A 22,606-nucleotide genomic window follows, 5' to 3' on the forward strand; every position below is an offset into this window, starting at 1 on the left:
GACAACATCATCGACCTTTGCTGCGAGGCTTGGAACAGGCTGGTTGATCAGCCATGGCGCATCATGACAATCGGACGCCGCAAATGGGCGCGTGGGTCGTGATCAATGCAGGTTGGTATGAGCGTTTAATCCTCTTCCTCTCGCGAGGTGCAGCAAGTCCACAATCAGGTCTGATATGGCATCGCGCGCTGTGTCGACACCCGTCTTGGCGATGAAATCGGTTATGGCAGCCAAGGCAAACGCTGCCCGATCTGCATTGGATATCTCATTCGTCATCGCGGAGGCTCACTTTCTGCGAAGGTGTTCGCCAAGAGGTGTATAATCGACAGGTGATGGGCCAGCACCTCCTGCAGAACCGATCACCCGCCACCCGGCATCTCCTCGCTTACGCGGCGTGTTTGCGGGATTTAAGCGGTATCACCAGCCGTGCGTTCTCGAACCATTCGTCGCTTAGTTCAGGGGCTGCGTCGGGATTGGCCGAGATCTGAGCAGCGATGTCTGAATCGGTGAACGAGTCGAGCCGAGCCAAATTCTCCGGCGTTGCCCAAGCTTTGGCAGCGGCGAGCGCTTCCTCATGCGATACCCGAACGGTATTTTCGGACTTCCCGGTCATTGGCTTTCCTGACGTTGATGATCCGCCTGATGTTGTCACGCCACGTATATACTACGACGAAGATCCGATCGCCAGCAGCGGCGATCGGACCGATCGCTACGATACGGGTTTCACCGTAAGGGTAGCGATCATCCACCTCCTCGACGAACGGGCCGTGGAAAAGGAGCTCGGCCAGGGCGAGCGGCAGACCGTGTTTGCGCCGGTTTTCATCGTCTTTCACCGGATCATACTCGATCGCCGCCATAGACTATTCCGCCGCAACCCCAGCGCGCGAGAACATATCCCCGCCCTCGCCCGCATCCTCATTCGCCACGGCAGCACCCACCCCGACCTTCGCCTTCTGGCGCTTGTCGAAGCCGTCCCACACTTCGTTCCAATTGCCGCGCGTCGCGGCCTTGGAATATTCGGTGGCGCGCTGTTCGAAAAAGTTGGCGTGTTCCACCCCGTTGAGCATCGGCGCGAGCCAGGGGAGGGGGTGTTCGTCGATCATGTAGATCGGCTTCATGCCCAATTGCCCCAGCCGCCAATCGGCGATGTAGCGGATGTACTTCTTGATTTCCTTGGGCGTCATGCCGTTGACCGGGCCCATTTCGAAGGCGAGGTCGATGAAGCTGTCCTCCAGCCGCACGGTGTGCTGGCACATGTCCATAATGTCGCTGCGCACCGACTTGGTCAGGCAGTCGCGCTCCTTGGTGAAGGTGTGGAACAGCTTGATGATGCCCTCGCAATGCAGCGATTCGTCGCGGATCGACCAGGTGACGATTTGCCCCATACCCTTCATCTTGTTGAAGCGCGGGAAGTTCATCAGCATGGCGAAGCTGGCGAAGAGCTGTAGACCCTCGGTAAAGCCGCCGAACATGGCGAGCGTCTTGGCGATGTCCTCGTCCGAATCGACGCCGAAGGTCTGCAGGTAATCATGCTTGTCCTTCATCTCGCTATATTCGAGGAAGGCGCCATATTCGCTCTCGGGCATACCGATCGTGTCGAGCAAATGGCTGTAGGCGGCGATGTGCACCGTCTCCATGTTGCTGAACGCCGCCAGCATCATCTTGATCTCGGTCGGCTTGAAGATGCGGCCGTATTTCTCGTGATAGCAATCCTGCACCTCGACATCGGCCTGGGTGAAGAAGCGGAAGATCTGCGTCAGCAGGTTGCGCTCATGGTCGCTGAGCTTCTGCGCCCAGTCGCGGCAATCCTCGCCCAACGGCACTTCCTCGGGCATCCAGTGGATTTGCTGCTGGCGCTTCCAGAAATCGAACGCCCAGGGGTATTCGAACGGCTTATATTGCTTGCGGGCTTCGGTGAGGGACATTGGGGTACTCCGGTACGTTCGATTTTGAGGGGTTACAGCTTTGAAATTCGAAAAGGGAATGCGTTCACGCCGCCAGACTCCAACGCCACATCGCGGTCGCCGACATGGCGAGCGCGGCACCGAGCGCCAGGCCCATCGTGCCGATCATGCGGTAGGCATAGACCTTGCTCTCGCTCGCCGGGCGCAGCAGCGCGAGCAGCAGCGCAAGGCCGATCGCAGTGAACAGTGCCGAGACGGCATACATGATGGCGATCGACGCGGTCACCGGCGGATCCGCCGCTCGATATAGACGGTGCGCGAGCGGTTCGCGCCGACGCCCAAGAACACCACGCCGATGAAATAGCCGAAATCATACCAGCCGCCCTGATTGGGCACGGCGTAGATCGCGACCTCGGGCATAAACAGCGACAACACCCAGGCGACCGGGAAGATGAAGCCATGCCACACGCCCAGCAGGAAGCCCGGCGTATCGGGCGTGTGCTGCACGGCACTCGCCACCTGATGCGCGCAGGCGGCGAGCAGCAGCGGGGCGGCGAGGATGGAAAAAGTGCGTGCGCGTGATGATCGGATCATACAAGCCTCCGTGCATCCAAAGCGCTAGGCATGCGTTTGGAACACGCAACCGTAACGAAGGAGCTACCCAAATGGTCGACGCATCGCAGATCAAGGAACATGCCGAAGTCATCGGCGCCGACGGCGTCCATGTCGGCACGGTCGACCACGTCCAGGGCGGCCGCATCAAGCTGACCAAGAAGGATTCGGGCGCGCTGATCAACGAAGGGCATAGCGCCCATGAAGGGCACCACCACTTCATCTCGCTCGGCCTGGTCGCCGATGTCGAGAATGGTGTCGTACGCCTGAGCGCGAACGCCGACGTCGCCGTGACGTTCGAAGAAGAGAAGTAAGGTCATTTCTCCCTCTCCCTTTGGGAGAGGGAGGGAGGCCCGAAGGGCCGGAAGGGTGAGGGTGCGTCGACCGCGGTCGGCGCGCCCTTTTTCTTGGGCTCACCCTCACCCTTCCCATGCTGCGCATGGGCCCCTTCCCTCTCCCGCAGGGAGAGGGAGATTTGCGCGATGACGCCGTCGGTGTTGGCGAGCACGTCATTGTTCCAGAAGCGCAGCACGCGATAGCCTTCGTCTTCGATGTGGCGCGTACGTGCAGCGTCGTAGCTTTGCGCTTCGCTATGCTGCCCGCCGTCCACTTCAATCACCAGTTTCGCTCCAAAGCTCAGCAGGTCGGCAAAATACGGGCCGACCGGGACTTGCCGCCGCCATTTCAGCGCCGGAAACGCTTCGCGCAGCGCGCGAAACAAGCGCTTTTCGGCCTCCGTCGCAGTGCGGCGGAGGTCACGGGCGCGCGCCACGGTGCCGGAGGGCTGGTTGTGGTAGAGGCGCATCACCCTCACCCTTCCGCGGCTGCGCCGCTCCTCCCTCTCCCACAGGGAGAGGGAGTATCACCTCACTGGCACGCCAGGCATTCATCGTAATCGGTCGTCGCAAATTCATATTGCGGCTTTTCGATCGTGTTGTCCGCCTCGACCCCGCCCGCGAAACCAGCGCGCTGCACCGATTTGGAGCGGAGATAGTAAAGCGACTTGATGCCCAATTCCCACGCGCGGAAGTGCAGCATCAGCAGATCCCACTTCTCGACATCGGCCGGGATGAACAGGTTGAGGCTGGTCGACTGGTCGATGAACGGCGTGCGATCGGCCTGGAGCTCGATCAGCCAGCGCTGGTCGATCTCGAAGCTGGTCTTGAAACAGTCCTTCTCCTCCTGGTCGAGGAAGTCGAGATGCTGCACCGAACCGCCTTGCTCGAGGATCGAATTCCACACCGCGTCGCTGTTCTTCGATTTCTCGTTGAGCAGCTTTTCGAGATACGGGTTCTTGATCGAGAAGGAGCCCGACAGCGTTTTGTGGGTGTAGATATTGGCCGGGATCGGCTCGATGCACGCGCTGGTGCCGCCGCAGATGATGCTGATCGACGCGGTCGGCGCGATCGCCATCTTGCACGAAAAGCGCTCCATCACGCCCATGTCGGCGGCGTCGGGGCAGGGCCCGCGCTCGGTCGCCAAATGCATCGAGGCTTCGTCGACCTGCGCCTTGATGTGCTTGAACATGCGCAGGTTCCACGACTTCGCCATCGCGCCCTCGAACGGCAGCCCGCGCGCCTGGAGGAAGGAGTGGAAGCCCATCACGCCGAGCCCGACCGAACGCTCGCGCATCGCCGAATAGGCCGCACGCTCCATGCCCGGCTCGGCACGGTCGATGAAGTCCTGCAGGACATTGTCGAGGAAACGCATCACGTCCTCGATAAAGCCCTTCTCGTCCTTCCACTGGTCCCAGGTTTCCAGGTTGAGCGACGACAGGCAGCACACGGCAGTGCGTTCGTGGCCGAGATGATCCTTGCCGGTCGGCAGCGTGATCTCGCTGCACAGGTTCGAGGTCGAGACCTTGAGCCCGAGGTCGCGGTGATGCTTGGGCATGCCCTTGTTCACATGGTCGGCGAAGACGATGTACGGCTCGCCGGTGGCAAGCCGCGTTTCGACCAGCTTCTGGAACAGGCTGCGCGCATCGACGGTGGCGCGCGCCGAGCCATCCTTGGGGCTGGTCAGCGTCCATTCGCTGCCGCTGCGCACCGCTTCCATGAACGCGTCGGTGATCAGCACGCCGTGGTGCAGGTTGAGCGCCTTGCGGTTGAAATCGCCCGAGGGTTTGCGGATTTCGAGGAATTCCTCGATCTCGGGGTGCGACACGTCGAGATAGCAAGCGGCCGAACCGCGGCGCAGCGAGCCTTGGCTGATGGCGAGCGTCAGCGAATCCATCACGCGCACGAATGGGATGATGCCGCTGGTCTTGCCGTTGAGGCCGACCGGCTCGCCAATGCCGCGGACATTGCCCCAATAGGTGCCGATGCCGCCGCCGCGCGACGCCAGCCAGACATTCTCGTTCCAGGTGTCGACGATGCCGCCCAGGCTGTCGGGCACCGAATTGAGGAAGCACGAGATCGGCAGGCCGCGCCCGGTGCCGCCATTGGACAGCACGGGCGTGGCCGGCATGAACCACAGCCGCGAGATATAACCGTACAGGCGCTGGGCATGGCCCGCATCATCGGCATAGGCCGAGGCCACGCGCACGAACAGATCCTGGAAATTCTCGCCGGGGAGCAGATAGCGGTCGCGCAGCGTTTCCTTGCCGAAATCGGTCAGCAGGGCATCGCGCGAATGGTCGACCTCGACCGGATAGAGCTGCGCCTTCACTTCCTTGGAATCACCGCGCGCGGAGAGCTTGCGCTGAGCGCCGCTGGTGTCTTCCACGGGCGCGCTTGCCAGCGCCTCGATTGCGTCTGTAGCCATGTCCGTACTCGCTTCCCCGGTATTCCGAAAATCCATCTGCCGCGTCCCTGCCAACTCGTTCAAAACTCTGCGATCAGGGTCAGCCGCGTTTCCGATCCGTTCGAATCGGCGGGCGAACCCCAATACTACCATGTCGCGGGCGACCTGCGAGAACAAAAGTAGACCTGTCCCATGGAGACACCATGGGTCGGGCCGTCTCCGCAATATGGGGTTGCGGCTTGTGTTCTACCAGCGCTTGGGTTCGCCCCCGAACTCAACCCCTACAGATTGTGCCGGATCGCGCGAGCACGCAATACGGTAAATGACGAATTAGAGACTCCGTTCGTCGCTATTTTGAGTCGGTTCGCAGCAGGACCATATCGGTCCTACCACGCGACGCGCGGTCAAAGCTGCCCTTGCTGAAAGGCAAGAGACCGAAGCGGGAACATGACAATTTTTTTAGGCGTCGGAAGAAGGCGATGTCGGCAGCGTAACGATCGCTGCGAGGCCACCAAGTGCCGCCGACTCGAGCGTCAGCGTCCCCCCATAGAGGGTCGCCAACTCGTTCGCGATCGACAGCCCGAAGCCGTGGCCGTCGCCGCGTTCGTCGAGACGCTGGCCCGCCGCCAGCGCAGCGACGCGCGCGTCGGGCGGGATGCCCGCGCCATCGTCCTCCACGCTCAGCCGCACGAATCGGCCATCGGCGGTGCGAGCGGCGGTCACCGCGATGCGGCTGGCCGCCCAGCGCCAGCCATTGTCGAGCAGATTGCCGAGCAGTTCGTCCAGATCCTGCCGATCGACCGCGACGTTCAACGTCGGGTCGATCGCGACGGCTGCAGTGACCGGGCGATCGGCATGAATGCGGGCGAGCGCGTCGGCCAGATCGGCCAGCACCGGGGCGAGCGGCGTCGCCACGCGCATCGCTCCGCCAGGCGTCGCAGCGCGCGCCCGGCCGAGATTGTGGCGGACCGCGTGATCGATGCGGGCGACTTGCGCACGCAGCGTGCCATCGGGATCACGCGGCGGCAGTGCGAGCGCGAGCGTGGCGAGGGGTGTCTTCAGCCCGTGTGCGAGGTTGGCGACATGGCCGCGCGCATTGGCCAGCGCGGCGGCATTTTCGGCGAGCAACGCGTTGATCTCGCGGGCAAGCGGGGCAAGTTCGCTCGGCTGCGTGTCGGGCAGTGCGGTCGCGGCACCGCTGCGAATCGCGGCAAGGCTCTCGCGCATCCTGGCGAGCGGGCGCAGGCCGATGCGGAGCTGAACCAGCGTGGCGATAGTGAGCGCGCCGCCAAGCAGCAGCAGCGAAGCGAGCAACGGTGCCATCGCCGCACGGAGGGGACGATCGACGATCGCGCGCGGGGCCGAGGCGGTGATGCGCACCGGCCCGCCGGGTGTCGCCAGCGTCAGGCTGCGGGCGTGGCGTGGCCCGTCTCGATCGCGCCAGTCGAGCGCGCGGGCATGGGCATCGCGCCGCTCGGCAAAAGGGGGCGGATCCAAGCGCGGACCAGGCGGCGGGTGCATCGCGTCGAGATCGGGCGGGGCGGGGGAGGCGATGGTCTTGCCCTGCGCATCGATCCGCCAGCCCCAGCCGCCGTGCGGGTCGTCATAGGGTGCGGCCAGTACCAGGCGAGCGCGGTCGACCGAGCCGTCCGGCCGTATCGCCTGCGCCAGCACCGCGATTTGCGCGTCGAGCCGCTCGTCGAGCCCGTGCATCACGAAGCGATCGAGCACGGCCCCGATGCTGAGCGCGGCGAAGGCCAGCGCGGCGAGCGTGGCAAACAGCGCGGTGACCAGCAAGCGGCCGTAGAGCGAGCGGGGGAGGAGAGTTCGCATCATGCGTCGCCGGGGTGGAGCAAGAGGATTGATGGCAGCCTCATCCCTCCACCATCCGATAGCCGCGCCCGCGCACGGTTTCGATCAGTTCGGCTCCGATCTTCTTGCGCAGGCGACCGACGATCACCTCGAGCGAGTTGGAATCGGGGTCGGCATCGCCTTCATAGACATGGTCGAGCAAGTCGAGCCGGTCGACCACCACGCCCTTGCGCAGCATCAACGTCGACAGCACACGCCATTCGAGCGCGGTCAGCCGCAGCGGCAGGCCGTCCAGCTCGACCTGTCCGGTCTGCGCGTCGAAGGTTACGGGGCCGCACACGATCCGCGCGGCGGCATGGCCGGTTGCGCGGCGCACCAGCGCGCGCAGCCGCATGACGAGTTCCTCGACGCGGAACGGTTTGGTCAGATAGTCATCGGCCCCGGCGCGGAAGCCGGCGACCTTTTCCGACCAGCCATCGCGCGCGGTAAGGATCAGCACGGGCAGCGCGCGCCCGGCGGCGCGCCATTCCTCCAATACGGTGATGCCCGATTTGATCGGCAAGCCGAGATCGAGCACCGCCACGTCATAGCTGCCGGTGTCGCCGAGATGCGCGCCATCTTCGCCATTGGCGGCGATGTCGACCGCGAAATTCTCGGTACGCAACGCCTTGGCGATGCCCTCGGCCAGTGCGGTGTCGTCTTCGACCAGCAAGATACGCATGTCTGTGTCCTTTGCCCGGCGGCTAAGCCCGGTCGCTAAACCCAGGCTGAACCGGCGGGTTCAGCGCGGTGGTGGGACGCATCGCTAGAAAGCGCAACACCAACCCAAGCAGGAGCAAGCACAATGACCGACCAAATCGAAGGCCCCACCCCGCAGCCCGATTTCAGCGCGCTGGAGCCGCAGGCCCCACGCCGCAAACTGCCGCTGCGCACCTCGCTGATCGCCGCCGCCTTTCTCGCCGTCGGCCTGGGCGGTGGTGCGACGGTTGCGTGCATGAATGGCCCGACGGTCGAACTCGCGCCGGTCAAGCCGGTGGCGATCAAGACCCTGAGCGACGATGGTGGGGTGATCAGCGTGCGCGGCACCGTTGCCGAAGTCTTCGGCCCGATGGCCGTGCTTGCCGATGCAAGCGGGCGTGCCTTGGTCGAGATCGGGCGGGAGGGCGATGGCACGGGCTTGCTCGCTCCTGGCCAGACGGTGACGGTGCAGGGCCATTATCGCCACGGCATGATCCGCGCATCGTTCCTCGTCGGTGCCGATGGCAAGGTGACGGCATTGCGGCCGATGGGCCCGCCGCGCGGCGGGCCTGGCGGGCCCGAGGGCTTCCGGCACGGTCCGCGTGGTCCCGAGGGTCGCGAGCCGGGCCGCGATGATGCGCCGCCCCCGCCGCCGCCCGCAGCGGCTCCGGCCGCCACCGGCAACAGCGTGGGCTGAACCGAACTGCGCCGTTCCGGCCGCGCCAGGGCAGGCGATCAACCCGCCTTGCGCGCCGGAATGGCGGGTGTCGCAGCGGCGAGCCGGTCAAGGTCGAAGGCTTCGAGAAATTCGAGACCGGCCTTGCCGTCCGCCGCCCAGCGCAAGCGCGCCGGGAGCATCTGGCCTTCCAGCAACTCGATCATGACGTCGAGCGCGCCCGCGTCGTCCTCGACATCGATCCCGTCGATCATCGCGCCGCCGCTGGAAATGTTGCGGATGCGCACGTCGCCGTAGACGTCGCCCGCTCGGATGCGCGCCTTGCGCAGCAGCGAGGTCCGGGGTGAGCGGCTGCTGCGGAAGCCGCAGGCGGTGGCCATATCGCCTGCCAGGGCCAGACGCTCCCGCACCTCCGCCGCGCAGGTAGGTTTGCCATAGACATACCCCTGGATGTGGCTGCAGCCGAGTTCGACAATCAGCGCGATTTCGTCATGCGTTTCCACCCCCTCGGCAGTGGTTTCCATGCCGAGCGTATCGGCCAGCGTGACGATCGCCTTGATGATCGCGGCGTTGCGATTGCCCGCGATTGCCGCCCCGCGCACGAAGCTCTGGTCGATCTTGATCTTGTCGAACGGGGCCTTGCGCAAATAGCCGAGCGACGAATAGCCGGTGCCGAAATCGTCCAGCGCCAGCCGCACGCCGCATCCCTTCAGCGCCTTGAACATCTGTTCGGTGGCGGGGCTTTCATCGACGAACACGCCTTCGGTGATCTCGAGCTCGAGCCGGTCGGGCTTGATCCCCGATGTCGCGAGCGCCGAGGTGACGATGGTGGACAAAGCGGGGTTGGCAAACTGGATCGGCGACACATTGACCGCGACGCGGATGTCATGCGGCCATTCCGCTGCTTCCATGCACGCAGTGCGCAACACCCATTCCCCGATCGTTTCGATCAACCCGCACTCTTCCGCGACCGGGATGAATTCGCTCGGGCTGACCAGCCCGCGCGTCGGGTGTTGCCAGCGCAACAGTGCCTCAAAACCGACAATGCGTTGGGTGCGGGTGCTGACCACCGGCTGGTATGCGACGAAAAACTGGTCGGCGGCGAGCGCCCCGCGCAAATCGTCCTCAAGCTGTTTGCGGCTTTGCGCGCCGATCAGCAACTCGCTGCGGAAGAAGCGGTGCACGCCGCGGCCGTCGCCCTTGGCGGCATAGAGCGCGAGATCGGCGTTGCGGACAAGTGTCTCGGCATCGGTGCCGTCGGTCGGCGCGATCGCCACGCCGATCGAGCAGCCGATGCTGATCGCCGAACCATTGATGCTATAGGGTTGCGAAAGTTCGCTGATCACCCGCCGCGCGAGTTCGGCCAGCGCCTCGCGGTCGGGCGCGAAGGGGATGATGACCTTGAATTCGTCGCCGCCGAGTCGTCCGACCAGCCCGACCTCCCCGATCGTGCGTTGCAGTCGCAAGGCGACTTTCTTGAGCAGCGCGTCCCCGGTCTGGTGGCCCAGCGTATCGTTGACGCTTTTGAATCGGTCCAGATCGAGCAGGAAGAGCGCGGTCTTGCGCGGCACGGAGCCTGGCTGATGGAGGGTCTGTTCGAGCGAGAGCCGCAAACGCTGACGGTTGGCAAGCCCGGTCAGGCTGTCGAACAGCGCCAGGCGGGTGATTTCCGCATCGACGCGGCGGCGCTCGGTCAAATCGCTGCCGCTGCCGACAAAACCCAGAAAACGCCCGTCCGCATCGGATATCGGGCGCCCCGAAATCGACCACCAGCGGTCTAGCGTCGTGTCGTTCGCCGGCCGGACCGAATAGTTGGAAAAGGCGGTGCGCGAGGCGAGATGAAAGGCGAGCGTTCGCTCGGTTTCGGGCGAAGCGCTATCCATGCGGAACAGCTTGTTCAGCAATTGTCCAAGGGCGGGGGCATCGGGGCGATCGAGGCCGCGCGCCACCTTGTCGGAAAGATACAGCACGTGACCGTCGGCGTCGGTTTGCCAGAACCAGCCATTGGTATGCGCTTCGAATTCATGGATCAGCAATTGCGCCCGCTGACTTCGTGGTTCGGAAAGGTCGGCATCGCGAATCCGGCGCGACGATTGCGCGCGCGCCCAGGCCGCTGCGGTTACGCCGATGACCATGAAGGTGCCCGATGCGATCAATATAAGAAGGGTTCCGAAGTTCATACGCCCCCGGGTAAGGGGGCATCCTTTCTGAATTCCTTGTATCGCGGCGACCTCACCCAAAATGAGTATGCGGCGGCGGGGCGACGGACGCGGTCACCCCCCGCGCTTGGCGTGGCCGCAACATCGGCTTAAGGCGCGGCGCAAGACAGGAGTTCATCATGACCACCATCATCCGCGAAGCCGATCTGATCGAGAGCGTGGCCGACGCGCTGCAGTTCATCTCTTTCTATCACCCGATGGATTATATCCGTGCGCTCGGCGAAGCGTATGAGGCCGAGCAGGGCCCCGCCGCCAAGGATGCGATCGCGCAGATCCTGACCAACAGCCGGATGTGCGCCGAGGGGCACCGCCCGATCTGCCAGGATACCGGCATCGTCAACGTCTTCATCAAATGGGGTATGGATTGCCGGTTTGACGACACCAGCCGATCGCTGCAGGAGATCGTCGATGAAGGCGTGCGGCTGGCGTATCTGAACCCCGACAACAAATTGCGCGCCTCGGTGCTGACCGACCCCGCTTTCACCCGCCGCAACACCAAGGACAATACGCCGTGCGTGCTGCACGTCGAGATGGTGCCGGGTAGCCGCGTCTCGGTCGATGTCGCGGCCAAGGGCGGCGGCAGCGAGAACAAGTCGAAGTTCAAGATGATGAACCCGTCCGACTCGATCGTCGACTGGGTGATCGAGATGCTGCCGCAAATGGGGGCTGGCTGGTGCCCGCCGGGGATGCTGGGCATCGGCATTGGCGGCACGGCCGAACATTGCGTACTGCTCGCCAAGCAAGCGCTGATGGAGCCGATCGATATGGGCCCGCTGAAGGCGCGTGGGGCCAAGACCGATATCGAGGCCTTGCGCATCGAGATTTTCGACAAGGTCAACGCGCTCGGCATCGGTGCGCAGGGGCTGGGCGGCTTGTCGACCATCCTCGACGTCAAGATCCTCGACGCGCCGTGCCATGCTGCGGGCAAGCCTGTCGCGATGATCCCCAATTGCGCCGCGACGCGCCACGCGCATTTCGTGCTCGATGGTTCGGGCCCGGCCTTCCTCGAAGCGCCCAAGCTCGACGAATGGCCGAAGGTGGACTGGAAGCCCGACAGCGCTGCGATCCGCGTCGATCTCGACACGCTGACGCCCGAGGTGGTGCAGGGCTGGAAGCAGGGCGACCGGCTGTTGCTCAACGGAAAGATGCTCACTGGCCGCGATGCCGCGCACAAGCGCATCAAGGACATGCTCGACGCGGGCGAGCCGCTGCCGGTCGAATTCAAGGGCCGCGTGATCTATTATGTCGGCCCGGTTGATCCGGTCGGCGAGGAAGTGGTCGGCCCGGCTGGCCCGACCACCGCGACGCGGATGGACAAGTTCACGCGCATGATGCTGGGCCAGGGCCTGCTGGCGATGGTCGGCAAGGCCGAGCGTGGCCCCGATGCGACCAAGGCGATCGCCGAGGGCAAGAGCGCCTATCTGATGGCGGTCGGCGGGGCAGCCTATCTCGTCGCGCGCGCGATCAAGGGCTCGAAGGTCGTCGGCTTTGCCGATCTCGGCATGGAAGCGATCTACGAATTCGACGTGGTCGATTTCCCGGTGACGGTGGCGGTCGATTCGACCGGCGCCAACGTCCACCAACTCGCGCCCTTGGTGTGGAAAGAAAAGATCGCGCGCGAGGGGTTGCTGGTGTGATTGGCGATCGGGTTTGATCGCTCCGATCTGGCTCCCCGCCGCGCTGATCGGCGGGGCGCTGCAGGCGTGGCGAACGGCGGTGCAACGGCGTGTGTCGCGCACGCTCTCGATCAACGCCGCCGGCTTGGTGCGCTATCTCTACGGCCTGCCGGTCGCGGTTTTGTTGGTGATAGCCTATGAAGCGGTGTTTGCGCGCACGCCGTTTCCGGCGTTGGGCGTGTGGTTCGTGCCCTTCTGCCTCGGCGGGGGACTGGCGCAGATCATCGCCACCAATTTGTTGCTGATGGCGTTTGGCGAGCGCAATTTCGTCGTCGGCACGGCCTATTCCAAGACCGAGGCGGTGCAGAGCGCGCTGCTGTCGGTGTTTCTGCTCGGCGATCATCTGAGCCTGCCGACCTGGGTCGGCATCGGCTTCGGCGTCGCCGGGGTGATGGTCCTTTCAACTGGCGGCAAGCGGATGGCAGCGGGAGCGTTTCTCCGTGCGCTCGGGCAACCGGCGGCGCGCTATGGCATCGCCTCCGGCTTCATGTTCGCATTGACCACGATCGGTATTCGCGCGGCAACGCAGGCGGTGGCCACGCCAGACCATATCCGGGCCGCGCTGATCGTGCTCGCCACGACCGTTGCGGCGCAGACGGTGGCACAGGGGGCGTATCTCCTGCTGCGGGAACGGGATCAGGTCGCGCGCGTCTTTTCGGAATGGCGCGTGGCAGGGCAGGTCGGGTTGATGTCTTCGGTCGCGTCGGCGTGCTGGTTCACCGGCTTTGCGTCGGCACCGGTGGCACTGGTGCGGATCGTCGGCCAGATCGAAGTTGCCTTCACCATGGCGTTTGCCCATTTTTATCTCGGCGAGAAGACCAGCCGGAGCGAAATCTTAGGGCTCATATTGGTGGCGATCGGCGTCGTCTTCGCGCTGGTCGGCAGCCTGTGAGGCGCGCAGGCTTGCGCCGCGCAGGGTCATCCCACAAGGAACGCTGATGCGATTTTTCCGTCTCCTGGGTAAGGCGATCCTGTGGATCGTCATCGTGCTGTGCCTTGCGGTCACGATCATCCCGCGCTTTCTGGATGCGCGCTATTATGCGGGTCTCCCGACCGCGCACTATAATGGCGAGCGCTTCTTCAATCCCGATGGGGCCGAGGACGACATCGCCCCGCCCAACGGTGGCCGCGGGAATTTCCTGTGGCGCTATCTCACCAATAGCGACGGACGGCCGGAATGGCCCGATCATGTCGCCGTCCACCCGGTTGCACCGCCCGCGCGGGTCGAGGGTGCGCGGATGGTCGCCACCTGGGTCGGCCATGCGACGGTGCTGGTGCAGACGCAGGGGCTTAACATCCTGACCGATCCGGTGTGGAGCCGCACCGCCGGGCCGCTCGGCGTCGGCCCCGCGCGCGTCGCGGAGCCGGGGATCGCGTTCGATAAACTCCCCAGGATCGACCTCGTGCTCGTCAGCCACGATCACTACGATCATATGGACCTGACCACGCTGAAACGGCTGTGGGAGCGTGACCGCCCGCTGATCGTCACCAGCCTCGGCAATGACAGCGTCATCGGCCAGGTGGGCGTGCCCTCCAAGGCGCTAGACTGGGGCGGGAAGATCGCCGTGAAGCCAGGCGTCGAGGTGGTGGTCACGCGCAATCACCATTGGGGCAGCCGCTGGTTCTCCGATCGCAACCGCGCTTTGTGGTCGAGCTTCGTCGTGCGCTTGCCCGGCGGCAATCTGTTCTTTGCGGGTGACACCGGTCCGGGGGACCTCAATTGGGCCAATCAGGCGGCGGCGTACGGCCCGGTTCGGCTTGCGCTGCTGCCGATCGGCGCCTTCCGCTTCGCGCCGGGGCAAATGGTCGCGGGCAGCCATATCGGGCCGATCGACGCCGCCGAGGCGTATCGTCGGCTGGGCGCATCGAGCGGGATCGGGATCCATTGGGGCACGTTCCGTTTGTCCTACGAAGGCTATGACACGCCGCCGCGCCTGTTGGCGGCGGTGACGCAGGTTACGGGGCTGCACGGTTTCGGCACGGTTGCGCTTGGCCACCCTACGGAAATCGCTCCCTTCCACCCCGCGCTGCCGGTCGTGCCGATCGAGCGCGGGCCAATCGAACGCGCGTTGCCGAAGGCTGCCCTGGCGCTGCCATGAGACCAAGGACGCGGCGTTCCGCCCCTGCACGCCGCTCGAATGGCGGACTTGGGAGGTCTGCCGCGCGATGCTAAGACCCCGCCCCGGGGAGAATCGGGACGTGGCGTCGAAGGGGAGTTTGTACCGTTACGAGGCGACGCTGGACCGGGCGGGGCTGGCGCTTACCGCCGGTGGCCTGGTCGGCGGCGTGTTCGCGACCGTGCTGGTGTTGATCGGCAGCGGTGCTGCACCGCTTGAGCTGTTGGCCGGATTCTTGGTCGGTGCGGTGATTACGGCGATGGCGGCGGTGGCGATTGGTGGCCCGGTCTGGCTGCTATGCCACGCCTTTGGCCAACGCGGACCGTGGATGGCGATTCTGGTCGGCGCGCTGGCCGGGTTCGCGCTGTTCCTCGGCGGGCAGACCTATGGCTTTGGCGTGTTCGCAATGCCGGTCACCGACAGCGAGACGCTGCTGTTCCGCTGGATCAGCGCGGTCGCGACGAGCCTGATCCTGGCCCTGGTCGCCGCGTTGATCGGCTGGACGATGTGGCGCGTGGCGTATAGGCGGGTGGCGTAACTATACTTTTCTTTTTGTTCTCAAAATTGCTGTAAAGTTCTGTGCCGATTTGGGGTAGGCGCGGCACAGGAAGTCTCGACGAAACGGAGAAGTTTCAAGACGCGATCGATCCGGGTGCCAAGAACCTATAGGTCAGGAAACAGCCTTGCTGGGAAATGATTATCCGATTGTGGTTCAAAATGCGGGGCTCGTGCTGCTTGGTCCGTTTCTTTACACGCTGTTCAATCGCCTCGACATGTTGACAGATGATGGCGATGGCTCAGCTCATTTTGTCGGGATCGAAGGTGCGTCCCGCGCTGTCCATCTGCTGCAATATCTAGTGGACACACGTCTCGATGCACCGGCGGAGGCGTTACCGCTCAACAAGCTGCTATGCGGACTATCACCAGATGCACCGGTCTGGCCCTCACTGACCCCGGCCCAGGCGGATCTCGATGTGTGTGATCAGCTTTTGGAAGCTGTGCTCGGGCAATGGCAGTCCATCGGCCACTCTTCCGTGCCAGTGTTGCGAGAGAGCTTTCTGCAACGTGGCGGATCGTTGTCGCCGGACGGCGGCAAATGGAACCTGACGGTGCAGAAGCTATCGTTTGACATTCTCCTGGATCGGATTCCCTGGCAATTCTCCGTGATCGCGGGATCGTGGATGCCGAAGCCGCTACATGTTACGTGGTAAGAATTTTGCAACGGGAAGCGCTGGCCCCATTCTTTCGGAAATAGCTGCGCGTGTATCGAAAATTGCTGGGCCCGGGGCGGGGGATGCATTTCTATATGCCGAGGCTGATGACGGGTGGGTTGCTCCGTTCGTTTTCAAGGATCTGGCGGAAAGCGTCGCGTACCGAATGTTGGAAGAAGACACTCTCTGCGCCGAGCTATCGGGTGAAATTCTGAACCTCTGGTACTCGGCACCGCCCGACCAGAAATGGAACGCCGTGATTATGACGGTGTCGGGCAATACATTCGACGCGCGTTTCCAATATGCGGAAGGTTGGGACGAGTCCGAGGACGAGGCCGACCGGTGCAACCGCATGGTCAAGGCGAAATTCGGCGACAAGCCGATCACATATCCGACCGATCCGTTATGAGGGCAAAGAGGATGGCGGGCAAATTCGACATGATGGGCCCGATTTTCGAGCAGATCGGCCACGAACTGGGTCGGATTGTGGGTGGCGACCCCGATAAAACATATCTCTACGCCGAGCTGCAGGAGGGTGTGGTCGGTGCCGGAGTCTTTAAGGACGAAGGAAACCACGTCCGCTATTTCGACCCAAGTCGCGCGTTGATCGATTTGCTCGTCGAGGCGTGGGAAACGGAAGAGCCGAGCAAGCGCTGGGAAGTGATCGAGTATGAGGTGCTCGGGACGAAATTCAACGCAGTGTTCAAGTTCCCGGACGAGCTGAACCCCGATGACTATGAAGACGAGCGTCGAGACGTGGCTCTCCACGCTCGCTATGGCGACAAGCCAGTGATCTATCCGCCGATCCCATATCCCACTCGCCCGCTTTAAGGGGCGAGAAGACGCACCGGATCCCATAGCGCGCGGGTCCGGTGCGTCCCTTCGCGTTTACGGCTTGGCCGGTGCCGGGCCGGTCGCGGGCGCTTCGGGCGGGGTGACGTCGGTCGGCTTGCACTCGCCGTTGCGCGTCGATTTGACGTGCATTTCCATCGTGCCTTCCTGCGTGCCATTGGCGGCGAAGCCTTCGGTCTTCATCGTCATGTCCTGCGCGGTCGCGCTATTGGTGCCGGTCATCATCATTTTGACCGTGCCGCCATTGGGCTGCTTGCAGGTCGCGTCGATCGCGATGCTGGCGCCGGTCACGTCCTTCTTGGCGAAGGTGCAATTCTGGCCGCGCGCGGACATCTGTTCCATCGCCTTGCCCATGTCTTCTTTCGCGGCCGCGGCCGGGGTGAGGCACACCGACATCGTGCTCATCGCATCGAACATCTTCTGCATCTGCGTCTTGGTTTCGGGGGTTGCGCCCTTGCCTTCGAACTTCACGATCTCGATCTTCTGCGACCAGCTCCCCGCTTGGCGCTTGACCGGCGCGTCGGGGGAACAGGCGCTCGCGGCGAGCGGCAGCGCGAGCAGCGCCATGATACGGAAAGTCATGTGGAAAGAGTCCCCCGGGGATGTGCGCTGCGGGCGCCGGTGTGTGATTGTGTGTGGCGCATTCCTTCCCATATTGACGAGCTATGGCAATCCAGATTCGCACCACGCTCGACGAACCTGAAACCGGCGTCAGCTTCGTGCCGCACCGCCCGGCGCGCCCGCCCAAGGCGGAAGGGGGCAAGCCGTTCAAGCTCGTCTCCGAATATCAGGCAGCGGGCGACCAGCCGACCGCGATCGCCGAACTCGTCGCGCAAACGCAAGCGGGCGAGCGCGACCAGGTGCTGCTCGGCGTCACCGGCTCGGGCAAGACCTTCACTATGGCCAAGGTGATCGAGGCGGTGCAGCGCCCCGCTTTGATCCTCGCCCCCAACAAGATCCTGGCGGCGCAGCTTTATGGCGAGATGAAGTCGTTTTTCCCGGAGAATGCGGTCGAATATTTCGTCAGTTATTACGATTATTATCAGCCCGAGGCCTATGTCGCGCGCTCGGACACGTACATTGAGAAGGAAAGCTCGACCAACGAGGCGATCGACCGGATGCGCCACGCCGCCACCCGCTCGCTGCTTGAACGCGACGATGTGATCATCGTCGCCTCGGTGTCGTGCCTTTACGGCATCGGCTCGGTCGAAACCTATTCGGCGATGATCTTCGACCTCAAAAAGGGCCAGACCGTCGACCAGCGCGAAATCGTGCGCAAGCTCGTCGCCTTGCAGTATAAGCGCAACGATGCGGCGTTCCAGCGCGGCAATTTCCGCGTGCGCGGCGATGCGCTGGAGGTGTTCCCGTCGCATTATGACGACACCGCCTGGCGCGTGTCGTTCTTCGGTGATGAGATCGAGGATATCGTCGAGTTCGACCCGCTGACCGGCAAGAAGGTGGCGAGCCTCGACTCGATCCGCATCTACGCCAACAGCCACTATGTGACGCCGGGGCCGACGCTCAAGCAAGCGATGGAGGCGATCAAGTTCGAGCTGCAGGAGCGGCTCAAGGAACTCGTGCCCGAGGGCAAATTGTTAGAGGCGCAGCGGCTGGAGCAGCGCACCAATTTCGACCTGGAGATGATCGCGGCGACCGGTTCGTGCGCGGGGATCGAGAATTACTCGCGCTTCCTCACCGGCCGCATGCCGGGCGAGCCGCCGCCCACTTTGTTCGAATATCTGCCCGAGAACGCGCTTTTGTTCGTCGATGAGAGCCACCAGACGATCGGCCAGATCAACGGCATGTCGCGCGGCGATCACCGCCGCAAGCTGACGCTTGCCGAATATGGCTTCCGCTTGCCGTCCGCGATCGACAACCGGCCGCTGCGCTTCAACGAATGGGACGCGATGCGCCCGCAGACGACCTATGTCTCGGCGACGCCGGGCGCGTGGGAGATGGAGCAGACCGGCGGCGTGTTCGCCGAGCAGGTCATTCGCCCGACCGGGCTGATCGACCCGCCGATCGAGATCAAGCCGGTCGAGGAGCAAGTGCAGGATCTGATCGTCGAGGCGCGCAAGACCGCCGAGCTTGGCTATCGCACGCTGGTGACGACGCTGACCAAGCGCATGGCCGAGGATCTGACCGAGTTCATGCACGAGGCGGGGCTCAAGGTCCGCTACATGCACAGCGACGTCGAGACGCTGGAGCGTATCGAGTTGATCCGCGATTTGCGGCTTGGCGTGTATGACGTGCTGATCGGCATCAACCTGTTGCGCGAGGGATTGGATATTCCCGAATGCGGGCTGGTCGCGATCCTCGATGCCGACAAGGAAGGGTTCCTGCGCTCGGAAACCTCGCTGATCCAGACGATTGGCCGCGCGGCGCGCAACGTCGATGGCCGTGTGATCCTCTATGCCGATCGCATGACGGGCTCGATGGAGCGCGCGATCAACGAAACCAACCGCCGCCGGGAAAAGCAGCGCGCCTATAACGAGGCGCACGGCATCACGCCGACGACGATCAAGCGCAACATCGGCGACATCATCCAGGATGTGTCGAGCCGTGATCAGGTGACGGTGGAGATCGATGAGGACCGCCCGCACATGGTCGGCCACAATCTGCGCGCCTATATCGAGGACCTCGAAAAGAAGATGCGCGCGGCGGCCGCGGACCTGGAGTTCGAAACCGCCGGTCGCCTGCGCGACGAGATCCGGCAGCTGGAGCAGGAAGAACTGGGATTGCCGGTCGACCAGCAAAAAGCCCCGGTGATGGGCCGCTCGAACGAGGGGAAGCCTGGCACGCGCAAGACGCGCTACGGCAAGAGCCAGAAGATGCGCGCTGGGATGGCAGGGAGTTCGCGGCGGGCGAGGTGAGGGCGATCAAGGTATGGCCAGCTTTTGTGGTTGTGACGCGATGGTGTAATCTCGGATGATCTCGGGAAAGGAGCTTCCCGGTGACCGACGACTTTGACAGGCGCAAATCTGTCCTTTATAAAGGACAGATAAATGAGGTTTGGCAAACTTCCGAATTCCACGAATGGCTCACATCCCTGCGCGACCTTCGAGGTCGGGCGCGGATTTTCGATCGACTGCTGCGCGTTGCCGATGGCAATTTCGGCGATGCCAAGTCGGTCGGTGAGGGTGTCGAGGAGTTGCGGCTGCATTTTGGCCCAGGGTATCGGGTCTATTTCAAGCGGCAGGGTAGCGCGATCGTTCTATTGTTGGCAGGCGGTGACAAAAGCGGACAACGCCGTGACATTGCAACGGCGATCGAACTGGCGAGGCGAGAAGAGTATGGCGCTGAAAACGACGATCTTTGATCCGGCCGAATATCTCGACACCGAAGAGGAAGTGATTGCCTTCCTCGACGCATCGATGGACGGTGGGGACGCCCAACATATTGCGCGCGCCCTTGGCATTGTTGCCCGTTCCAAAGGCATGACCGAAATCGCGCGGAAGACAGGTGTTGGACGGCAGGCGCTGTATGCGGCGCTCTCCGAAAACGGAAACCCGACGCTGGAAACACTGACGGCGGTGCTGGGCGCAATGGGCTTGCGATTGAGCGTTGCGCGCGACGCCGCTTAGCCCAGCGACAGATCCTCGCCCGCCACATCATAATATTTCGACACCCGGTCGGCATAGGCCTGGTCGAATTCGGGCGGGTTGGCTGCCCAGCTCGGGCCGCCTTCCAGCACGCGGCGGTCGATCGTCACGATATAGGTGTCGTTGACCGGGTCGAACTGCAGCAGCGAAAAGGGCAGCGGATAATAAGCGCGCCCCATGCCGAGAAACCCGCCGATCGTCAGCACGGCATACAGCGTGTGCCCGGTGCGCTTGTTGACCATCATCGCATACACGCTGCCGATCTTGTCGCCATCGCGGCTCCGCACCTGCATCGTGTCGGTCTTGTTCGATTGCAGCAGCAATTGCGTGGGTTCGGTCTGGGCCATGGTGGTTCCTTTGATGCGCAACCGAAACGGCGCAATGGCCCTGAGAGTTCCCTCAATCCTCCACGATCAGGCTGGTCTGCCGCGTTTCCGGCAGCAGCCAGAAACACACGCTGGTCAGCGCCAGCATCCCGCTGACATACCAGTAGAAGGCGCTTTCGATGTGCCAGCCCTTCAGGCTCAATGCGACATATTCCGCCGTGCCGCCAAAGGCCGCGTTGCCGATCGCATAGGGAAAGGCGACGCCGAGCGCGCGGATGTGCGCGGGGAACAGCTCGGCTTTCACCAACGCGCTGATCGAGGTGTAGGCCGCGAGCAGCAGCAGCGGCACCAGCACGATGGCAAAGGCGGCACCGGGCGTGTGCACGTTTTCCAATGCGCTGAACACCGGCACCGAGACGATCGCCCCGCCAATGCCGAACAGCAGCAGCATCGGCTTGCGCCCGACGCGATCGGCCAGCGCACCGAAGAGCGGCTGCACCAGCATGAACACCACCAAAGCGGCGGTCATGATCGCGGTCGCGGTCTGCACCGAAAAGCCGACGGTGTTGGCAAGGAACTTCTGCATGTACGTGGTGTAGGCATAGAAAGCGAGGCCACCGCCCGCGCTGATCGCACCGACCAGCAGAAATTCGCGCGGATGCGCGCGCCACAAGGCCGCCATGCCCGAGGCCGGGCGATCCACCGCCAGCGCCCGGAAGGACGCGGTCTCCGCCAATCCACGCCGCAGCAGATAAACGCCAAGCGCCAGCGCCGCGCCCAGCGCAAAGGCGATGCGCCAGCCGAAACTGTCCATCTGCGCCTTGGTAAAGACCGCCTGCAGCAGCAGTGTTACCGCCAGCGCGCTCAGCATCCCGCCGATCAGCGTGACATATTGGAAGCTCGACCAGAAACCGCGATGCCGCCGCGTCGCCATTTCGGAAAGATAGGTCGCGCTCGCGCCATATTCGCCGCCGACCGACAGCCCCTGCAGCAGCCGCGCGACCAGCAGCAGGATCGGCGCGGCGATCCCGATCGTGGCGTAGGTCGGCGCAAACGCGATCATCAGCGAGCCTGCACACATCAACGCCACCGACACCGCCAGCCCGGCCTTGCGCCCATGCCGATCGGCATAGCGGCCCATCAGATAAGCGCCGATCGGCCGCATGAAGAAACCGACTGCGAACACCGCCGAGGTGTTCAGCAATTGCGCTGTCGGATCGCCCTTGGGGAAGAAAGAGGCGGAGAAATAGAGCGACAACGCGGAATAGGCGTACCAGTCATACCATTCGACCAGATTGCCCGCCGATCCGCCGATGATGGCGCGCAGCCGCTTCGCCTCGAGTGCCATGCGTCTCTCCTTGCCGGGCACCAGAGGCGAAATCGCGACGGGGTGCAAGACCGGCGGTTGAGCGCGGCCTCCGCTTCGCGCATACACCGTTACATGCCCAAATTTTCCGTTCGTTCCGCTGTTCTTGCCGCCGTGCTGGCGGTGGGCGGTTGCGTCAGCCCGCCCGCGTCGCCGCCCTCGCCGCCAGTCGCGGTGCCGCGTCCGGTGCCCGTGCCGCCCACGCCGTCCGCGCCGCAACCGCTCGACTGGCGCGATTGGGCGGTAACGCCCGGCGATTGGAGCTATCGCGCCGATGTCGCCGGATCGGTGGCCGCTTTCGGCCGATCCGGGGGCGAGGCGTTGCTGACACTGCGGTGCGATCGCGGGTCGAGTATCGTGTCGCTGTCGCGATCAGGATCCGGGACCGCGCCGCTGCTGGTACGCACTACCAGTCTTGCACGCACTTTGACCGCGCTTCCTGCCAACGCCGATTCTGCGCAGGCAACGGTCGCGCTGGAAGCGCGCGACCCGCTGCTCGATGCGATGGCGTTCAGTCGCGGGCGTTTCATTGTCGAGCAACCCAGTGCACCGACCCTGGTGGTGCCCGCCTGGGCCGAGATCGGCCGGGTGATCGAGGATTGCCGTCGCTGAGCAGGGCTCTCGGTCGGCCGTGGAACCCGCAATCGATGTCCTTCGGGCAGGCGAAAGAGAATCGTCGAAATCTTCGAACATTACAAGACTTGTTTCGTAAATTTATATGATTCAAACACGAGTCGTGACCGGTCTTGGTCA

The 22,606-nt window shown here is 63.7% G+C and carries 26 protein-coding genes; 13 read left to right on the forward strand and 13 right to left on the reverse strand.

Going from position 1 to position 22,606, the window contains the following annotated elements:
* Positions 1-385: 385 nt before the first annotated feature.
* From ACP7BY_RS04250 to ACP7BY_RS04270, 5 genes are all read right to left on the reverse strand, one after another.
* On the reverse strand, positions 386-613 hold the full coding sequence (locus ACP7BY_RS04250) for a hypothetical protein (RefSeq protein ID WP_137902489.1): 228 nt from the start codon (positions 611-613) through the stop codon (positions 386-388).
* Positions 573-857: a BrnT family toxin gene (locus ACP7BY_RS04255; RefSeq protein WP_033965529.1), complete on the reverse strand. Its 285-nt coding sequence runs from the start codon at positions 855-857 to the stop codon at positions 573-575. The genes ACP7BY_RS04250 and ACP7BY_RS04255 overlap by 41 nt, the downstream gene beginning before the upstream one ends.
* Before the next feature lie 3 nt (positions 858-860).
* Positions 861-1,925 carry a ribonucleotide-diphosphate reductase subunit beta gene (locus tag ACP7BY_RS04260; RefSeq protein ID WP_033965528.1) on the reverse strand — a complete coding sequence of 355 codons (1,065 nt, stop codon included), beginning with the start codon at positions 1,923-1,925 and terminating at the stop codon, positions 861-863.
* 64 nt (positions 1,926-1,989) lie between these two features.
* Complete coding sequence (locus ACP7BY_RS04265; protein ID WP_033965527.1) at positions 1,990-2,190, reverse strand: hypothetical protein; 201 nt, start codon at positions 2,188-2,190, stop codon at positions 1,990-1,992.
* Positions 2,187-2,498 carry a hypothetical protein gene (locus ACP7BY_RS04270; RefSeq protein ID WP_033965526.1) on the reverse strand — a complete coding sequence of 104 codons (312 nt, stop codon included), beginning with the start codon at positions 2,496-2,498 and terminating at the stop codon, positions 2,187-2,189. Before ACP7BY_RS04270 ends, ACP7BY_RS04265 begins: the two co-directional genes overlap by 4 nt.
* A gap of 71 nt (positions 2,499-2,569) precedes the next feature.
* On the opposite strand from ACP7BY_RS04270, the gene ACP7BY_RS04275 reads away from it, so the two are divergent.
* On the forward strand, positions 2,570-2,830 hold the full coding sequence (locus tag ACP7BY_RS04275; RefSeq protein WP_010407407.1) for a DUF2171 domain-containing protein: 261 nt from the start codon (positions 2,570-2,572) through the stop codon (positions 2,828-2,830).
* A gap of 2 nt (positions 2,831-2,832) precedes the next feature.
* Here the strand turns inward: ACP7BY_RS04275 and ACP7BY_RS04280 are convergent, their stop codons facing one another.
* The 4 genes from ACP7BY_RS04280 to ACP7BY_RS04295 form a co-directional block, all read right to left on the reverse strand.
* Positions 2,833-3,321 carry an endonuclease domain-containing protein gene (locus tag ACP7BY_RS04280; RefSeq protein ID WP_137902490.1) on the reverse strand — a complete coding sequence of 163 codons (489 nt, stop codon included), beginning with the start codon at positions 3,319-3,321 and terminating at the stop codon, positions 2,833-2,835.
* A 62-nt stretch (positions 3,322-3,383) separates the two neighbouring features.
* The gene (locus ACP7BY_RS04285; RefSeq protein ID WP_033967150.1) at positions 3,384-5,315 is read right to left on the reverse strand and encodes a ribonucleoside-diphosphate reductase subunit alpha; all 1,932 of its coding nucleotides are present in this window, start codon (positions 5,313-5,315) and stop codon (positions 3,384-3,386) included.
* A gap of 402 nt (positions 5,316-5,717) precedes the next feature.
* On the reverse strand, positions 5,718-7,094 hold the full coding sequence (locus tag ACP7BY_RS04290; protein ID WP_405053022.1) for a sensor histidine kinase: 1,377 nt from the start codon (positions 7,092-7,094) through the stop codon (positions 5,718-5,720).
* Positions 7,095-7,131: 37 nt separating this feature from the next.
* Complete coding sequence (locus ACP7BY_RS04295; RefSeq protein WP_033967387.1) at positions 7,132-7,791, reverse strand: response regulator; 660 nt, start codon at positions 7,789-7,791, stop codon at positions 7,132-7,134.
* A gap of 123 nt (positions 7,792-7,914) precedes the next feature.
* Here ACP7BY_RS04295 and ACP7BY_RS04300 point away from each other — a divergent pair, with 123 nt between their 5' ends.
* A complete protein-coding gene (locus tag ACP7BY_RS04300; RefSeq protein ID WP_137902491.1) occupies positions 7,915-8,505 on the forward strand; it encodes a hypothetical protein in 591 nt (196 codons plus the stop codon).
* Between the two features lie 38 nt (positions 8,506-8,543).
* Here the strand turns inward: ACP7BY_RS04300 and ACP7BY_RS04305 are convergent, their stop codons facing one another.
* Positions 8,544-10,664: a putative bifunctional diguanylate cyclase/phosphodiesterase gene (locus tag ACP7BY_RS04305; protein WP_033965478.1), complete on the reverse strand. Its 2,121-nt coding sequence runs from the start codon at positions 10,662-10,664 to the stop codon at positions 8,544-8,546.
* 158 nt (positions 10,665-10,822) lie between these two features.
* Between ACP7BY_RS04305 and ACP7BY_RS04310 the strand changes: the two genes are divergently transcribed.
* From ACP7BY_RS04310 to ACP7BY_RS04340, 7 genes are all read left to right on the forward strand, one after another.
* Positions 10,823-12,340 (forward strand): fumarate hydratase, encoded by a 1,518-nt coding sequence (locus ACP7BY_RS04310; protein WP_137902492.1) that lies wholly within the window; start codon positions 10,823-10,825, stop codon positions 12,338-12,340.
* A 13-nt stretch (positions 12,341-12,353) separates the two neighbouring features.
* The gene (locus ACP7BY_RS04315; RefSeq protein WP_033965479.1) at positions 12,354-13,271 is read left to right on the forward strand and encodes an EamA family transporter; all 918 of its coding nucleotides are present in this window, start codon (positions 12,354-12,356) and stop codon (positions 13,269-13,271) included.
* A 46-nt stretch (positions 13,272-13,317) separates the two neighbouring features.
* Positions 13,318-14,478, forward strand: coding sequence for an MBL fold metallo-hydrolase (locus ACP7BY_RS04320; RefSeq protein WP_033965480.1), 1,161 nt, complete (start codon positions 13,318-13,320; stop codon positions 14,476-14,478).
* Positions 14,479-14,578: 100 nt separating this feature from the next.
* Entirely contained in the window at positions 14,579-15,034 is a 456-nt protein-coding gene (locus tag ACP7BY_RS04325; RefSeq protein WP_033965481.1) for a hypothetical protein, read from the forward strand.
* A 145-nt stretch (positions 15,035-15,179) separates the two neighbouring features.
* Positions 15,180-15,707, forward strand: coding sequence for a contractile injection system tape measure protein (locus tag ACP7BY_RS04330; RefSeq protein ID WP_033965482.1), 528 nt, complete (start codon positions 15,180-15,182; stop codon positions 15,705-15,707).
* On the forward strand, positions 15,694-16,116 hold the full coding sequence (locus tag ACP7BY_RS04335) for a hypothetical protein (RefSeq protein ID WP_137902493.1): 423 nt from the start codon (positions 15,694-15,696) through the stop codon (positions 16,114-16,116). The genes ACP7BY_RS04330 and ACP7BY_RS04335 overlap by 14 nt, the downstream gene beginning before the upstream one ends.
* 11 nt (positions 16,117-16,127) lie before the next feature.
* Positions 16,128-16,538, forward strand: coding sequence for a hypothetical protein (locus tag ACP7BY_RS04340; protein ID WP_033965484.1), 411 nt, complete (start codon positions 16,128-16,130; stop codon positions 16,536-16,538).
* 57 nt (positions 16,539-16,595) lie between these two features.
* Here ACP7BY_RS04340 and ACP7BY_RS04345 read toward each other — a convergent pair whose 3' ends face one another.
* Positions 16,596-17,141, reverse strand: coding sequence for a DUF3617 domain-containing protein (locus ACP7BY_RS04345; RefSeq protein ID WP_137902494.1), 546 nt, complete (start codon positions 17,139-17,141; stop codon positions 16,596-16,598).
* 83 nt (positions 17,142-17,224) lie between these two features.
* Here ACP7BY_RS04345 and uvrB point away from each other — a divergent pair, with 83 nt between their 5' ends.
* The 3 genes from uvrB to ACP7BY_RS04360 all read left to right on the forward strand — a co-directional run bounded on the left by uvrB (position 17,225) and on the right by ACP7BY_RS04360 (position 20,143).
* Positions 17,225-19,432, forward strand: a complete 2,208-nt coding sequence (gene uvrB, locus ACP7BY_RS04350; RefSeq protein ID WP_137902495.1) for an excinuclease ABC subunit UvrB — start codon at positions 17,225-17,227, stop codon at positions 19,430-19,432.
* Between the two features lie 80 nt (positions 19,433-19,512).
* Positions 19,513-19,878: a type II toxin-antitoxin system RelE/ParE family toxin gene (locus ACP7BY_RS04355; protein WP_231565170.1), complete on the forward strand. Its 366-nt coding sequence runs from the start codon at positions 19,513-19,515 to the stop codon at positions 19,876-19,878.
* Positions 19,853-20,143, forward strand: coding sequence for an addiction module antidote protein (locus ACP7BY_RS04360; protein WP_033965485.1), 291 nt, complete (start codon positions 19,853-19,855; stop codon positions 20,141-20,143). Before ACP7BY_RS04355 ends, ACP7BY_RS04360 begins: the two co-directional genes overlap by 26 nt.
* Here ACP7BY_RS04360 and ACP7BY_RS04365 read toward each other — a convergent pair.
* On the reverse strand, positions 20,140-20,508 hold the full coding sequence (locus ACP7BY_RS04365; protein ID WP_033965486.1) for a PRC-barrel domain-containing protein: 369 nt from the start codon (positions 20,506-20,508) through the stop codon (positions 20,140-20,142). The two genes, ACP7BY_RS04360 and ACP7BY_RS04365, sit on opposite strands and share 4 nt — an antisense overlap.
* 52 nt (positions 20,509-20,560) lie before the next feature.
* Entirely contained in the window at positions 20,561-21,835 is a 1,275-nt protein-coding gene (locus ACP7BY_RS04370) for an MFS transporter (protein WP_033965488.1), read from the reverse strand.
* A gap of 93 nt (positions 21,836-21,928) precedes the next feature.
* Here ACP7BY_RS04370 and ACP7BY_RS04375 point away from each other — a divergent pair, with 93 nt between their 5' ends.
* Complete coding sequence (locus tag ACP7BY_RS04375; protein ID WP_137902496.1) at positions 21,929-22,465, forward strand: hypothetical protein; 537 nt, start codon at positions 21,929-21,931, stop codon at positions 22,463-22,465.
* Positions 22,466-22,606: the final 141 nt, after the last annotated feature.

The organism is Sphingomonas sp. PSPC2-2 (assembly GCF_049897725.1).
Lineage (GTDB): Bacteria > Pseudomonadota > Alphaproteobacteria > Sphingomonadales > Sphingomonadaceae > Sphingomonas.

Bases quoted from the DNA above. Each gene is read 5' to 3' on its own strand.
- ACP7BY_RS04365 (WP_033965486.1), bottom strand. From the start codon at position 20,508: ATGGCCCAGACCGAACCCACGCAATTGCTGCTGCAATCGAACAAGACC.
- ACP7BY_RS04360 (WP_033965485.1), top strand. From the start codon at position 19,853: ATGGCGCTGAAAACGACGATCTTTGATCCGGCCGAATATCTCGACACC.
- ACP7BY_RS04310 (WP_137902492.1), top strand. From the start codon at position 10,823: ATGACCACCATCATCCGCGAAGCCGATCTGATCGAGAGCGTGGCCGAC.
- ACP7BY_RS04345 (WP_137902494.1), bottom strand. From the start codon at position 17,141: ATGACTTTCCGTATCATGGCGCTGCTCGCGCTGCCGCTCGCCGCGAGC.
- ACP7BY_RS04290 (WP_405053022.1), bottom strand. From the start codon at position 7,094: ATGATGCGAACTCTCCTCCCCCGCTCGCTCTACGGCCGCTTGCTGGTC.
- ACP7BY_RS04335 (WP_137902493.1), top strand. From the start codon at position 15,694: ATGTTACGTGGTAAGAATTTTGCAACGGGAAGCGCTGGCCCCATTCTT.
- ACP7BY_RS04260 (WP_033965528.1), bottom strand. From the start codon at position 1,925: ATGTCCCTCACCGAAGCCCGCAAGCAATATAAGCCGTTCGAATACCCC.
- ACP7BY_RS04250 (WP_137902489.1), bottom strand. From the start codon at position 613: ATGACCGGGAAGTCCGAAAATACCGTTCGGGTATCGCATGAGGAAGCG.
- ACP7BY_RS04280 (WP_137902490.1), bottom strand. From the start codon at position 3,321: ATGCGCCTCTACCACAACCAGCCCTCCGGCACCGTGGCGCGCGCCCGT.
- uvrB (WP_137902495.1), top strand. From the start codon at position 17,225: ATGGCAATCCAGATTCGCACCACGCTCGACGAACCTGAAACCGGCGTC.
- ACP7BY_RS04255 (WP_033965529.1), bottom strand. From the start codon at position 857: ATGGCGGCGATCGAGTATGATCCGGTGAAAGACGATGAAAACCGGCGC.
- ACP7BY_RS04305 (WP_033965478.1), bottom strand. From the start codon at position 10,664: ATGAACTTCGGAACCCTTCTTATATTGATCGCATCGGGCACCTTCATG.
- ACP7BY_RS04285 (WP_033967150.1), bottom strand. From the start codon at position 5,315: ATGGATTTTCGGAATACCGGGGAAGCGAGTACGGACATGGCTACAGAC.
- ACP7BY_RS04270 (WP_033965526.1), bottom strand. From the start codon at position 2,498: ATGATCCGATCATCACGCGCACGCACTTTTTCCATCCTCGCCGCCCCG.
- ACP7BY_RS04370 (WP_033965488.1), bottom strand. From the start codon at position 21,835: ATGGCACTCGAGGCGAAGCGGCTGCGCGCCATCATCGGCGGATCGGCG.
- ACP7BY_RS04295 (WP_033967387.1), bottom strand. From the start codon at position 7,791: ATGCGTATCTTGCTGGTCGAAGACGACACCGCACTGGCCGAGGGCATC.
- ACP7BY_RS04320 (WP_033965480.1), top strand. From the start codon at position 13,318: ATGCGATTTTTCCGTCTCCTGGGTAAGGCGATCCTGTGGATCGTCATC.
- ACP7BY_RS04340 (WP_033965484.1), top strand. From the start codon at position 16,128: ATGGCGGGCAAATTCGACATGATGGGCCCGATTTTCGAGCAGATCGGC.
- ACP7BY_RS04375 (WP_137902496.1), top strand. From the start codon at position 21,929: ATGCCCAAATTTTCCGTTCGTTCCGCTGTTCTTGCCGCCGTGCTGGCG.
- ACP7BY_RS04300 (WP_137902491.1), top strand. From the start codon at position 7,915: ATGACCGACCAAATCGAAGGCCCCACCCCGCAGCCCGATTTCAGCGCG.
- ACP7BY_RS04275 (WP_010407407.1), top strand. From the start codon at position 2,570: ATGGTCGACGCATCGCAGATCAAGGAACATGCCGAAGTCATCGGCGCC.